A 14,524-nucleotide genomic window follows, 5' to 3' on the forward strand; every position below is an offset into this window, starting at 1 on the left:
GCCAGCCCAGTAGATCAGACTGGCTGTTGTTGATTGAGTATCCCTTATTGACCGGCGATACTCATTTCCGGCAACAGGACTGAACCACACTGAATATTACTGCGTGTTTCAATATCATTACCAATAGTTACCATATTTGCCCACATATCCTTCAGGTTACCTGCGATGGTTATCTCACTGACCGGATACTGAATTTCACCATTTTCGACCCAAAAACCAGCAGCACCACGAGAGTAATCCCCCGTTATTGCGCTGACCCCCTGTCCCATCAGCTCAGTCACTATCAGACCCGTGCCCATTTCCCGTAACAGCCCGTTGAAATCCAGCCCCTGCCCTGCGATATGCCAGTTATGAATGCCTCCCGCATGACCTGTACTTGCCAGACCCAGTTTACGGGCAGAATATGAAGTCATCAGCCACGACTGTAATACACCATCCTTAATAATTTCACGTGGAAGTGTACACACACCTTCACTGTCGAAAGGTGTTGAAGCCAGCCCTCTCAACAAATGAGGCCGCTCTTCAATTGTCAGCCATGAAGGCAGAATTTGTTTACCCAGACTATCCAGCAGGAAAGAAGATTTTCGATAAATACTGCTGCCACTAATTGCGCCGACCAAATGACCAAACAGACCGGTAGCCACCTCTGCGGAAAAGATCACAGGCGCTTTCATCGTTGAGAGTTTACGTGCCCCTAAGCGAGACAATGTACGCTGCGCACTCTCCTGTCCGACCCACTCCGGTGAGTGCAATTCATCAAAGCGACGGTTCACGGTATAGGCATAATCACGCTCCATATTGCCGTTTTGTTCTGCAATCACACAGCTCGAGGTGGAATAACGGCTTGAGCAGTAACTTTGCAACATACCGTGGCTATTACCAAAGACCCGGATGCCATAATGAGCATTAAAACTGCCACCTTCAGTATTGGTAATGCGCTGATCTGCCTGTAATGCCGCCTGCTCTGCACGGGCTGCCAGTTCAATCGCCTTATCAGCATCCAAATCAGCCGTGTGGAACAAATCCAGATCAGGGGCTTCAAACGCCAGTAATTCTTTGTCTGCCGGGCCTGCACAAGGATCAGGCGAAGTATAACGGGCAATATCAATAGCGGCTTGTACTGTACGGGCAATAGCTTCTGGACTTAAATCGGTAGAAGATGCGCTGCCTTTGCGCTGCTGGTTATAAACAGTGATCCCCAATGCACCATCACTGTTAAATTCTACATTTTCAACTTCACTGAAACGGGTACTGACGCTGATCCCCGTTGTTTTATTCACAGCAACTTCCGCAGCATCGCAACCTGCTTTCGCTAATTCCAGAGCGTGAGAAACAGCTTCTTCCAGTTGCTTGCGCTGCTCCGTAATTTGTTGATTGGTAACTATCATTAATTAACCATAACCATTTAAATTAAAAGGGAATTTATCAGGGAAAGTGCTATATTCCGGCTTTCAGTATCAATGCCGAGTGGTAATCAGACAATTTTCCCAGTTACAATAGACAATATTAGAAGATGTTAACACCCACCGGGAAATAGGTCATGTTCCAAAGTGCACCTAACTACACAATGAGGCTTGAAATCCAAAGTGTATATCCGGCCTTTTTAGAAGGAAAACAATTATGGCAAAACAGCCTGAAGACTGGCTCGACAATTATCCTGCTGAAGAGGAAGAAGAAGAGATAATCTGGGTCAGTAAAAGTGAAATCAAGCGGGATGCGGAGGAACTCAAAAAACTGGGCGCAGAGCTGGTTGAACTGAGCAAAAGCGAACTGGAACGTATTCCATTGGATGAAGATTTGCTGGCCGCTATTGAACTGGCACAAAGAATCAAGCGTGAAGGCCGCCGCCGTCAGTTACAGTTAATCGGCAAAATGTTACGTGCCCGCGATCCGGAGCCGATTACTACCGCTCTGGATAAACTGAAAAACCGGCATAATCAGCAGGTTGTAGTACTGCATAAACTGGAAGAGTTGCGGGATAAATTGCTGGAAAGTGACAATGCGTTTGAAGAAGTTGTGACTCTCTATCCACACACCGACCGTCAGCAACTGCGGACGCTAGTGCGTAATGCCAAAAAAGAGAAAGCAGCAAATAAACCACCAAAATCCTACCGACAGATTTTTCAGTATTTGAAAGAACTATCTGGAACAGTATAATATTCAGCCCGCCATCTCTTTAAGAAATGGCGGTTATTTAAAAAAACGTAAAACATAACAATATTATTTCAAAGGGGATTTTAAAGGAATAGACATCTCATGGCGGAAAATATTATTTTTATCAAATATATTTTTCACTTCAATCAGTTCGTTAGAAATTTTCTCACCGTAATAGAGTGTTAGCCAATACTGATCTATAAAGTTCTGCCCACGACCGAGGTATTTCATATCAGTATCTGGATAATTTATATAACACCCCTGAAATGATCCATAGACTTCATATGGCTTTCCCTTAGATTCTTTAAAAACTCTAGAGTAAACATCCCGTAGCCACTTGACACAATCGTCGCTCAGGTTGGGATCCCTCCAATAACTTTGAAATTGTAATTTAAGTAGAGAGCTTCTTTGATAAACCGATGTTTCCTGATTTTTATCAGCCTGATTTATACAGCCACCATATGAATCTATCTGTATTAAAGCCTGTTTAACATTGGATTTACCTGTATCATATACTAAGTCTTGATACATTCTAACTAATCCTAAATATGGAAATTCGCCTTTTTGATAGGCTGATTTGTATTTTCCATATTGATTTTCGCCAGAACCATTAATAGTCTGAGTTAAATACAGCCAGTCCATCACCTTAACAGGTAATCCTGTCAAGTTATTATTATCATCATAAAACTGACTTAAAGATATTTTTCCCGGCTTTTTTTCTAATGGCCCATGTATTGTGGATAAATCTACTGATTCATAAGTATAAAGATTACCATTTGCAGCCGTATTCATAGTCTTAATAAAATCTAATAACGGAGCATCATTTTTCCCTGTCGTATAAAAACCATCCTTTCCGGTATATTGAATAATAAGTTCAATATCGCCTGTGGCTTTATGTTGAAGTTTTAATAAAGAAAACAACCCCCCATTGCATTTAGTTTCATCTTCGTCATTCCAATATTGGTCATTATCTTTAAACCATGAAAAATAGGCATTAACGAATTTACTAAATACATTTTTATCGGAAATTTTATCCCACGGATAAGTTATCCTGATCAACCCGGCAGTACTTGGGGCATCAGGAAGATCTTTAAAGTAATAATTCAGGATAATACCAAAATTACCACCACCAGCACCACAACAGGCCTTAAATAATTTTTTATGATCCCCATTATGGCTATATTTACTGACATGAATCGTTTTAAAAATCTCCTGCTCATCAGGAACAATAATGTCAATACCCGAAAGCCAGTCAACCGTTAGACCATGTTTTCGCGAAAGTAATCCGTATCCACCTCCTGTAATATGCCCTCCTAAACCGACAGAATAACAGGAACCTCCTGGTATTGTTTTCCCTGATGCTTTATAGAGATTTAAATAACTATCCCAGTTTTGATTTCCCGCCGCAACTTTAAAAGTATATCTTATCGCTTCGTCACCACTATCATATTCAGAATGAATTCCTGCAAGAATATTATATTCAAAACCAGATAGCCCTCCTATATCAATAATAACCGTATCCTGTTCATTTTCATTACCTCTGAAGGTATTATTACTGACAAACCCCTCATAACAATGCCCCCCACTGCGAACGGTAATTCGTTGCCCATCATTATATGCCTGAGCTGCTGTTTCGACCACATCATTTTCATGATCACAAATGTAAATTCCGTGAACACTATTATCTTTATCAGGCCACCTAAGATTAAATCCTTTTTTTACTGCACTATATTGAATATCTTTCTTAGTTACATACTTTATTGGCATTATTACCTCCTGATGAAATCATTTTTATTGAAAACAATAGAATAATCTTAATAATTTCAGGATATTTATTCTCACGATAAAATTAATTATTTAAAGATAATAATTATTCAATATAAATATAATGATTCCGTTTTCATACATTCAAAAATAACGCAGACAGGTTGTTTTTTGAACATAACTTTCCTTTGCTTAATAACATCACATTGACCAAGGCCAAATTATTTAATTTTTTGTTAATATTTCCCATATTTATAATACAATCAGTCTACAATATAAAATTATTTATCCGTACCCTCAGACTTATAAAAGGATATTTTTAAATGCCATTAATTATTATTCCAGATGATTATCAATCTGCAACAAAACAGATTCAGGCTTTATATCAAAACAGTGATTTTGAAGTTATCAGCCTCGGTGCCATTGATCGCGATCCAAAAGCCGATGAGCTGTTATCAAAGGCTGATGCACTCATTCTGATCCGTGAAAGAACATTAATTAATGAGGAATTTTTGTCTAAGACACCTAATTTAAAACTGATTAGTCAAACGGGCAAAGTGGCTTACAATATCGATCTGGAATTGTGCAAACAGCGGGGAATCGCTGTTGTCGAAGGTACTGGCTCTCCTGTTGCCGCAGCAGAATTAACCTGGCTGTTGATTCAAAGTTCCATCCGTAAATTCGTTGTGTTAGTCGAGGCGATGAAGCAAGGCCACTGGCAGACTGAACTTGGTGATACTGTAGCCGGTAAGACCCTTGGTATTCTCGGCTATGGAAAAATAGGCCAGATGGTTGCCGGATATGCACGCGCATTTGGTATGAAGGTTCAGGTATGGGGTTCAGAACGCTCGCGGGAACAGGCTCGTCAGGATGGTTTGATTGTTCCTCACTCACGGGAAGATTTCTTTAAAACATCGGATGTTATTACCCTGCATCAGCGTCTGGTTAAAGAAACGACAGGTAATGTCACATTTGTTGATCTTACCCATATGAAAAACAGTGCGGTATTAGTGAATACAGCCAGATCTGCGCTGATAGAAGCTGGAGCGCTGGAGAAAGCCCTCGATGTGGGTACTCCGGGTTTTGCTGCATTGGATGTTTTTGATGTGGAACCGATTTGGGATGCCAGCCACACACTATTAGGACGGGATAATGTTCTGTGTAGTCCGCATATTGGCTATGTTACAAAAAGCTGTTATGACATCTATTTTGACAGTGCATTTAAGAATGTTGAGAAATATTTTTCTGGCGATGAAAGCCATGTTGTTAATAAATAACGGATGAATCTCCATAAAAACGCCGCTACATTGACTGAAATGTAGCGGCATAATGAGAAGGAAGAAATTAATTCACCACATTAAACTGTAGCTCTCCTTCCAACTCTTCTTCGGCTTCTTTAAATAAAAGCACCAATGCTGCAAAATGTGGCTGTTTCTGCACATCCAGATGGATAAAGGAAATATCAACAGGCAACTCAATTTCACTTGTTACCGCATCCCATAGAGCATCCAGATTAGCACCGAAATAGTCGCTAAGTTCGAAACGCTCCTTGAACTGATTATAGAAAGTTGCTAAATCAGGGATATGGTCAAAATCGAATTCCACTTTTTTCATATGATCATTCCAGCCTTGTGAAATTGTTATAATGATCAAGCGTCAGGTAGATAAGACCATCGCTAGAATAGATTAATCGGTCACTACCCCGATGCCCACAGTTATAATTCACATCTGCTTCAAACCACTGGCGTCCGGCTTCATCGGGTAGCTTATGTTCACGGTTGGTGAACCGATCCCCACCAATGGCTTTTCCCGGTATAACTTCACATAAATTCCCTTTACGAGGTTCCCAGCCAAGCTGACGGGCCTGTTTTTTCGTAATGTAATAATCAGGCAATTTGTGATGCTGATGCAGATAATCCACAACCCGGTGCTGTTCAGTCAGAACATCAATCTGCTGAGAGGCGCTCTCTTCTGCTACTACCGTATTTTTTGGTGTATCTTTACCACCGGGTAGCCCTGTATCTTTCATAAAAACAATCAAGATAACAGCCAGAAGCAGCAATAAACCTATCTGTGCGCTCTTTTTCATAACGACCTCTATACACTTCGTCTTTCAAGCTGCCTCTTTGTTGGCTACGCTCGTTCATCCCGGTCACATAGTGATCTATGCTCCCGGGGATTGACTCCCTTGCCGCCGCGATGCATCTTGAAACCCATTGTGTATACACTTAATTGATTAAATCACTCAAAAAAGTGTCAAGCTGTTCCGCCTACGGTCAGGTTATCCAGTTTCAATGTAGGCTGCCCAACTCCTACGGGAACACTTTGACCCTCTTTACCACATACACCAACACCTTTATCAAGGGCTAAATCATTACCAACCATTGAAATCTGCTGCATCGCCTCAATACCTGAGCCAATCAGAGTTGCACCTTTTACCGGTTTGGTGATCCTGCCATTTTCAATCAAATACGCTTCTGATGTTGAGAATACAAACTTACCTGATGTGATATCCACCTGACCACCGCCAAAGTTCGGCGCATACAGGCCACGATCAACACTGGCAATGATTTCTTCTGGTGTAGAGTTACCCGCCAGCATATAGGTATTAGTCATACGTGGCATAGGCAAGTGAGCATAAGATTCACGACGCCCGTTCCCCGTCGGAGCGGCTCCCATCAGACGTGCATTAAGTTTGTCCTGCATGTAACCTTTTAAAATGCCGTTCTCAATCAGAACATTGTATTGTCCCGGAACGCCCTCATCATCAATAGATAATGAACCACGGCGGCCTTCAATCGTACCATCATCAACCACCGTACAGAGTTCAGAGGCAACTTTCTGCCCAATCTGCCCAGAGAAAACCGATGTGCCACGACGGTTGAAATCACCTTCCAGACCATGACCAACCGCTTCATGTAATAAAACACCCGGCCAGCCTGCGCCCAGTACAACCGGCATTGTTCCCGCCGGAGCAGCAACAGCAGAAAGATTCACTAATGCCATACGAACCGCTTCACGGGCAAACTGTTCTGCCAGTGTCTGTCCGTCAGTCGCTTGCAGAAAATATTCATAACCATAGCGGGCACCGCCACCACTGGAGCCACGCTCGCGTTTGCCATCTTCTTCGACCAATACACTGACAGAAAGACGCACCAGCGGACGAATATCAGCAGCCAGTGTGCCATCTGTTGCAGCAACCAATACCTGTTCATAAACGCCGCTCAGGCTGGCATTAACTTCCTGTACTCTCTGGTCTTCCGCACGGGCAATTTTATCCACATGATGCAGCAGGGCGATTTTATCTTCCCTACTCATGCTTTGCAGCGGATCTACCGTCGGATACAAAGCATGATGTGTTACGGCTCCCAGTGTATGTGCAGTGCCATTTCCCATTTCTCTTACAATACTGCGCGCCGCCTGAGCACTTTGCTGCAAAGCATTCAGGGTGATCTGATCAGCATAGGCAAAACCGGTTTTCTCTCCGCTGACTGCCCGGACGCCTACCCCCTGATCAATATTATAGGAGCCATCTTTGATGATGCGATCTTCCAATACCCATGTTTCGTGGTAGCTGGACTGGAAATAGAGATCAGCATAATCGAGGCGGCGTTCTGCCAGTTGCCCCAATACAGAAAACAAGTCGTTATGATTCAGGCCATTGTTAGTCAGTAAATGTTCACTGACATCAGTTAAACTCATAGTGTCTACTCTTTATCTAAATTTGTATTCTTTTTTATCAAAGAAGTCAGTTGTGGACGGAAGCGATTATGTTTCACTACTCTGATTTGTTCACGCATGAGAGTCAGACTGTCCCGCCGGATATTGAGCTGTAATGCGCTGACACTCAAAGAATTTTTCTTGATAATTTCACCCCAGCCGCTCACCGCCATCGAGTGCCCCCATGTTCTGCGGGTACCGTGCACACCGACCTGTGCAGGAGCCAGTATGATACATTGATTCTCAATTGCGCGGGCGCGCAAAAGTGGCTCCCAGTGCGCTTTCCCCGTCAGTCGGGTAAAAGCGGCTGGCACAGAAATCAGTTCTGCGCCCTGCTCCCGCAGCGCCTGAAACAGGCCGGGAAAACGCAGATCATAGCAGATAGTCATACCCAAACGGCCCACAGGTGTATCAACAACCGTGATGTGCTCCCCACGTTGATAAATGGAGGATTCGTTATAAGAACCGTGTTCATCCTTGATATCGACATCAAACATATGGATTTTGTCATAACGGGCGCGGATTTCACCCTGATCATCAAATAATAAGCTACTGCTGGTAATACGGTTCGGATCTTCCCGGCTGATCATCGGCATTGAGCCAATCAATAACCAGATACCATAATGCTGTGCGAGTTCACGCACTGCCTGCTGTAACGGGCCTTCTCCCTGCTCTTCTGCATGTTCGCGATAAGCATCAGCATCTGCAAACAGCAGGGCGTTTTCCGGGGTCAGAACCAACTTGACAGTTTTAGGTAATTGCTTAATTTGCTGTTCAATTTGCGCTAAATTATGTTTGATGTTTGTACCACTGCATAATTGTAAGAGTGCAACATTGACATTTCTCATGACCCTTTATTCTCCTTAAGCTGACGTAAGACTTCATCAATTTTAGGTTGTTCCAGACTACCTGTTAGCCGATAGCGAATGACTGAGATCTTGCTCCATAACGGGCCTAACACTTTCGCCGCAGCAAACACCGCAGCACCTGCCATAGGGTTAACTGCAAAAGCTGTCGCCACGCCTACGGTTGCTGAGATTTCCGGCGTGATAACCAACTCCATGTTGAGCTGACGCTGAATAAAGTTTATCTGGCCTTTTGCATCAATATCCGCTTCCAGCCCATCAATATGGAAATTATCGGTATGCATAACCCCATTTTTTAGCTGTGCATCGCCACGTATAGAATCAAAGTTAAAATCATCACTGAATGTGTCACTGAAATCCAACTGTAATTTACGTAACAGAGCATCAAAGCTGACCAGCCTCAGCAATTGCCCTGCTCTGCCAGCGCCCAGTTTAGCTATTGCGCCTTTCCCCAGCGCTCCCGTCAGGCTGCCATTGAGCGTTTTGATATCGGGAGTCCACGGCGTATCCTTCCAGTTCAGATCAAAATCAAACTTAAATGGGGCGCCTGTAATGGGAACAACAAGCCCGAGATAGGCTGCCATATCATCGAAACTTCCCCCTGATATCTGGCCTTTAGCCCAGGTATAGTTTCCTGCATTACTTTCACGCCAATGACCGGATAATGTCAATTTACCGGCACTATTTTCTACCCGACCATCAGTCAGTACCAGTGAATTGCCTTCCGGTTTTACTGTGCCTGAAATCTTTCCGATATTTAATCCGGCCAACCAGCATTCATTACATCTCACATTAAGCGTTGGCCAATGGCTCAAATCATATTTTGGCTTATCCATTGTGGTTGAAGTCGGCGAGTTATTATCATCAGCAGAGTGACCCGGCAACATCGGATTATAATAGAGATAATTAAGCGCTCCCTGCCATATCCCATCGGTATAAATCCGCAAATCACCGTCAATTTCTGCTCCAAGCGCATTAATATGCAAACTATCAAATTGCTCGGTAATACTCAGTATAAGATTATGCCAACGCTGTCCGCCGATATCCAAAGCGGGGGTTGTTATTTCAAATGATTCAGGCCACCTGAACGCACCACCCGTTCCAGATTGTTTTCCCAGTGTTCCAAACAGTGCCAGCCATTTATCCCCCTCAATATCGGGCAAGTTAAGCACCAGCCGTGATTTTTCAGGTAACGCCGGTATGCCACTATTGTCCGTCTTCAGAATACCACGCTGTAAACGGGTATAATCTTTCCCCAGTAACCATTGGCTGTTGAACCTATATCTGTCCCCTAATGAACCCGTAAGCCGGAACTGATTAGTATCTCCTTCGGCCTGAATATTGATGTCATTCAATTCCTGCAAAGATGCTGTTTCCAGCCCGTTCAGTGTACTGTTGATGTGTGACAAATCAGCGTTTATTGCAACCTGATATTTTGCCCCCGGCTGCGATGATTCATGTTGTAAAACTTCATCGTGCGAAGGGATAGTAACATTCACTTTTCCCTGCCAGTTGAGCTGCCCCGATAGCTGATGACGAATTTCTGCCGGTAATTCCGGTAGTGTTGCCACAGGCCAGCCAGCATTCAGATCGATATTGACCTGATAATGTTCCGGTAAATCCTGCGTCGTAAACCGCAATGATAAAGGATGACCAAACCAGTCCGTGGCGAGGCTATCACTTTGCAAGTCACCGTTATCAAAACGAAATTTCCCGCTAAGATGCTCCATTCTGCTGTTCAGTGGCTTAATAAACAGTTCCGTGTCTTTCAACGCCACCTCGCCACGGGCAGCAGTTGTGCCATCAGCCAGATCGATATCCAAGTGAAGCCTGCCATCAACCTTGCCACTAATCTGTAAATTATCCAGCGCACTTCCGACTGTTTCAGACAATGAACTGCGATGAAAATACTCGTGAATATCTTTCCCGTCTCCGGCGATTTCAGCATCAATTAAAAGTTTTTCTTTATTGTAATCAGAAATCACCGCAGAGATCCGGGAGGCATCAACGTTACCCAGTTTCGCTTTATCTGCCTGTATCCATAATCCGTTATTGCGGAAATTAAGGTTAACATTCAGGTCAAACAGGGCTGGCCAATCAGGTTGGTACTGAAATGTTGCGTTGCGCAGAGGAACCCATACCTGAAACTGACCATTGTTATGCATGAAGGGGAAGTCATGAGGATTACCCTGAAAAATCAGCGTGGCATTATCTACTTTTCCCTTAATTAACGCTGCCGTCAGATAATTTGTCAGCGATTCTCCCAACAGGGGTTTGGGAAAATAACGCCATGCTTCGCCAGCGTCATCAAGGCGGACTCCTGCCAGCATTTCCAGCATCGGCGGTTTATTCGGGGGTTCTGTATAATTAAAATCACCATTAACCCACAATGAATTGGCCTGTACATCCAGCCCCTGACTCCATATTTTCAAACCATCCTGATCATTTTTCCATTCGATTTTCCCTGCCCCACTGGCAATATCGAAGGGTGCCTGAAACATTGTCCGGTAATCAATACGGCTGTTTTTCAATTCAAAGATGAAGTTTCCTTTCTGCTTATTACCCACCAGCATGCCGCTAAAATCATTAACTGAAGGCAGTTCGTTCCAGCGAGACCAACTGACATCCTGCCATTTGGCAGCAATATTCATGCTGTCAGCCAGTTCAGGCGTGACATCAAGGGCAAAGCTGTGAATTATTCCTTTTGGCTGCCGGTGCTGCCAGTCATTGACGATCTCAGGAGTCACAGACGAAATGACCGGCAACATACCATTCAGCCGTTCAAGCTGAATATTTTCAGCACGAATACGCCAGTGATCTTTGCCCTGATATTGCTTGGCCTTTGTAATATATAAAGCGGCAATACGGCCTGCGGGCCACTGTTCACCATTAGTTTTCAGGCTTTCCAGAGTCGGAATATCGAACAGCCACCCTTCTCCCTGACGACGCATTTGCAAAAGTAAGTCATGAACGGTGAGTTGATGTTTTTCAGCCCCCACATGCCAGTTGGCATGCCCGCGCTTAAGTTGTAAATGCCCGCTCTCGATTCTGCCGTTTTTCAGGGTAAACCAGTTCGCCAGACTAAAACGGGCATTTTCCAGCCCGGTACTGTCTTTTAACCATCGGCTGAACCACAACCGCATATCAATATCGTCAGCCTGTAGATAAATAGTGCCGCTATCTAAAACACGGTTAATATCTTTCAGGTCAAACTTAATCTGGACAACACCTTCCTGCCCATTAATCGAAGACAGGTTAATATGCCCCTCGGCACGATGGCGGTTGTCTTTATTCAGCCATGCCAGCTGCGGCAATACCAGCGTGACTTTCTCTCCCGATGGCGTCGGGAAAGTCAGGCTGCTGTCATGCAAATCAAAATAATTAAAACGTTCGAGAAACAGGGAAGATAACTTGTCTGGTTTGGGGAACTGGTGTTCACTTTCGCCGTCAAACAACGGCTTATCATAATCAACCTGAAGCTGATAAAAAGAGAGGTCACGGAAATGCCAGCGTCGTTGTAACAACGAGCGCCAGACATCCAGAGAAAGCATCACTTTCTTCGCTTTAATGTCGGTTTCTTCGGTTGTTGCGTGAAGATCCCGGATTTCCAACTGCGGGCCAAATGGCTCCCAGCTACCGCTGATATAGCCTATATTGACGGAAACATCTGTCACGGCTGAGATCTGGCGGGCCAGTTGCTGGCGATAATCATTAATGTGAGGCAGGAAAAAACGTAACCCGCTGACAAACAAAGCCACAATGATAATGATTATTGCGGCTGTCGCTAATAATATCCCGAGCAGTCGCCTCACTCATTTCTCCTTGATTGTCAGCACGCTATTTACTCAAAAGGTTTATACACTTCGTATTTCAAATTGCCTCTTTGTTGGCTACATTCGGTCACATCATCACAACATCAAATTGTTCCTGACTGTAGAACTGTTCAGCCTGTACTTTTACCGGCTTCCCAACAAAGATCTCCACCTCAGCCAGAGCATGAGCGTGTTCCCCTTTCAGGGATTCACTCACGGCATGGGAAGAATAGACCAGAAAACGATCTGCATTAATGGCACGATGAACACGGACAATTTCCCGTAAAATTTCATAACATACCGTTTCAACCGATTTCACTGTGCCGCGCCCCTGACAAGTCGGGCAACTGTCACATAAAATATGTTCAAGGCTTTCCCGGGTGCGTTTACGTGTCATTTCCACCAGCCCAAGCTGAGAAAAACCATTAATGGTCGTTTTTACGCGGTCTTTACTGAGTGCCAGCTCCAAAGAAGCCAGTACACGGCGGCGGTGTTCCCCATCCCCCATGTCGATAAAATCGATGATAATAATCCCGCCCAGATTACGCAGCCTCAACTGACGGGCAATTGCCTGAGTCGCTTCAATATTAGTATTAAAGATAGTCTCTTCTAAATTCCTGTGCCCAACAAAAGCGCCGGTATTAATATCAATGGTCGTCATGGCTTCGGTTTGATCAATAATCAGATAGCCACCCGACTTTAATTCTACTTTGCGCTCCAGTGCGCGCTGAATTTCATGTTCCACACCGCAGAGATCGAATATGGGCTGATTGCCCTGATAATGTTCCAGTTTAGCGGTCATTTCAGGAATGTATTCATCAATAAATTCCTGAACCTGCAAATAAGTCTGGCGGGAATCAACCCGGATGCGGTCAAGAGAATCTCTGGCAAAATCACGTAAAATACGCTGCGCTAATGCCAGCTCACCATATACTTTAGTTTTAGTGATATTCCGTTTTTTACGTTCAATGACCTTGCCCCACAGGCGCTTCAAAAATGCAGCATCCTGCGCAATTTCCTCTTTTCTTACCCCTTCTGCGGCAGTGCGGATAATAAACCCGCCATGTTCATCACAATAATCCATCACGATGGATTTCAGACGATCACGCTCTTCTGCGCTCTCAATTCGCTGAGAAACACCAACATGGGAAGCCCCCGGCATAAAAACCAGATAACGTGAAGGCAGAGTGATATCGGTTGTCAGACGTGCCCCTTTAGTACCGAGAGGATCTTTGACAACCTGAACAAGCAGATCCTGCCCCTGACTGACCAGTTGAGCAATATCTCTGACGTTAAAGTTTTTCCGTTCCTCACCGGCGATACATTCCGTGTGAGGCATAATATCTGAAGCATGCAGAAAGGCGGCTTTTTCCAGCCCGATATCAACAAAAGCCGCCTGCATACCGGGAAGAACCCGGCTGATACGGCCTTTATATATATTACCGACGATTCCCCGTTTAGCTTCCCGTTCGATATGAACTTCCTGCAAAATACCGCCATCAACATAAGCAACGCGCGTTTCGGATGGTGTTACATTGACTAATAACTCTGCTGTCATGAGTACTCCTTCCCATCAGCTAACGCTAAAAACCGTGTGATTAATTCATACGTTTCCACCAGTGGCAAGCCGACAACAGCATGGTAACTGCCGTTAACCTTTCTGACAAAACAACCGCCTTTACCCTGAATACCGTAAGCGCCGGCTTTATCCATTGGTTCCCCAGTTGCAATATATTCCTGTATTTCACGCTGAGATAAATGGCGAAATATCACATCTGTAATGACTAACTCACTTAAGATATGCTGACTGTTCGATAAAGCAACAGCCGTTATGACCTGATGATGCTGGCCTGATAACGCCTGTAACATTTCAGCTGCATGTTGTTCATTATGGGGTTTTTCCAGAATACGATTATTCAGCACAACAATCGTATCAGCGCCCAGAACAGGGAAGTCGTCCGGTGCAATTGCCACACCCGCTTTTGATTTTTCTCTGGCTAATCGTTCGACATACTGCTGCGGAGACTCTCCTTCCTGCCATTTCTCTTCAACCTGTGGTGTCAGGATCTGAAAATTAAAATCCAGCAGTGCCACCAGCTCACGCCGCCGTGGTGAGCCAGAAGCCAAGTAAAGAGTTTTCATAGTGAGTCATCCTTTATCAGTTCATTTAAAAGCGGTTCATTTATATAAAAGCTGTTCATTAAAAAG

At 44.2% G+C, this 14,524-nt stretch carries 11 protein-coding genes; 2 read left to right on the forward strand and 9 right to left on the reverse strand.

Annotation, left to right across the window (positions count from 1 at the left end):
- Window positions 1–44: 44 nt before the first annotated feature.
- Window positions 45–1,388: a metalloprotease PmbA gene (pmbA, locus tag Xinn_RS09095; protein ID WP_086954505.1), complete on the reverse strand. Its 1,344-nt coding sequence runs from the start codon at window positions 1,386–1,388 to the stop codon at window positions 45–47.
- 232 nt (window positions 1,389–1,620) lie between these two features.
- On the opposite strand from pmbA, the gene yjgA reads away from it, so the two are divergent.
- Complete coding sequence (gene yjgA / locus Xinn_RS09100; protein WP_086954506.1) at window positions 1,621–2,157, forward strand: ribosome biogenesis factor YjgA; 537 nt, start codon at window positions 1,621–1,623, stop codon at window positions 2,155–2,157.
- Window positions 2,158–2,220: 63 nt separating this feature from the next.
- Here yjgA and Xinn_RS09105 read toward each other — a convergent pair whose 3' ends face one another.
- The gene (locus tag Xinn_RS09105) at window positions 2,221–3,921 is read right to left on the reverse strand and encodes an FAD-binding protein (protein ID WP_086954507.1); all 1,701 of its coding nucleotides are present in this window, start codon (window positions 3,919–3,921) and stop codon (window positions 2,221–2,223) included.
- 320 nt (window positions 3,922–4,241) lie between these two features.
- On the opposite strand from Xinn_RS09105, the gene Xinn_RS09110 reads away from it, so the two are divergent.
- Window positions 4,242–5,195, forward strand: a complete 954-nt coding sequence (locus tag Xinn_RS09110; RefSeq protein WP_086954508.1) for a D-2-hydroxyacid dehydrogenase family protein — start codon at window positions 4,242–4,244, stop codon at window positions 5,193–5,195.
- Between the two features lie 67 nt (window positions 5,196–5,262).
- Here the strand turns inward: Xinn_RS09110 and Xinn_RS09115 are convergent, their stop codons facing one another.
- The 7 genes from Xinn_RS09115 to Xinn_RS09145 form a co-directional block, all read right to left on the reverse strand.
- Window positions 5,263–5,532 carry a barstar family protein gene (locus Xinn_RS09115; protein WP_086954509.1) on the reverse strand — a complete coding sequence of 90 codons (270 nt, stop codon included), beginning with the start codon at window positions 5,530–5,532 and terminating at the stop codon, window positions 5,263–5,265.
- 4 nt (window positions 5,533–5,536) lie between these two features.
- Window positions 5,537–6,007, reverse strand: a complete 471-nt coding sequence (locus tag Xinn_RS09120) for a ribonuclease domain-containing protein (protein ID WP_086954510.1) — start codon at window positions 6,005–6,007, stop codon at window positions 5,537–5,539.
- A gap of 167 nt (window positions 6,008–6,174) precedes the next feature.
- Entirely contained in the window at window positions 6,175–7,620 is a 1,446-nt protein-coding gene (tldD, locus tag Xinn_RS09125; RefSeq protein ID WP_086954511.1) for a metalloprotease TldD, read from the reverse strand.
- A 5-nt stretch (window positions 7,621–7,625) separates the two neighbouring features.
- On the reverse strand, window positions 7,626–8,486 hold the full coding sequence (gene nit1 / locus Xinn_RS09130; protein ID WP_086954512.1) for a deaminated glutathione amidase: 861 nt from the start codon (window positions 8,484–8,486) through the stop codon (window positions 7,626–7,628).
- Window positions 8,483–12,316, reverse strand: coding sequence for an AsmA2 domain-containing protein YhdP (gene yhdP / locus Xinn_RS09135; RefSeq protein ID WP_086954513.1), 3,834 nt, complete (start codon window positions 12,314–12,316; stop codon window positions 8,483–8,485). The genes nit1 and yhdP overlap by 4 nt, the downstream gene beginning before the upstream one ends.
- 88 nt (window positions 12,317–12,404) lie before the next feature.
- Window positions 12,405–13,874, reverse strand: a complete 1,470-nt coding sequence (gene rng / locus Xinn_RS09140; protein ID WP_086954514.1) for a ribonuclease G — start codon at window positions 13,872–13,874, stop codon at window positions 12,405–12,407.
- Window positions 13,871–14,458, reverse strand: a complete 588-nt coding sequence (locus Xinn_RS09145) for a Maf family protein (protein WP_086954515.1) — start codon at window positions 14,456–14,458, stop codon at window positions 13,871–13,873. Before Xinn_RS09145 ends, rng begins: the two co-directional genes overlap by 4 nt.
- Window positions 14,459–14,524 lie beyond the last annotated feature (66 nt).

The organism is Xenorhabdus innexi, from assembly GCF_002632485.1.
GTDB classification, from domain to species: domain Bacteria; phylum Pseudomonadota; class Gammaproteobacteria; order Enterobacterales; family Enterobacteriaceae; genus Xenorhabdus; species Xenorhabdus innexi.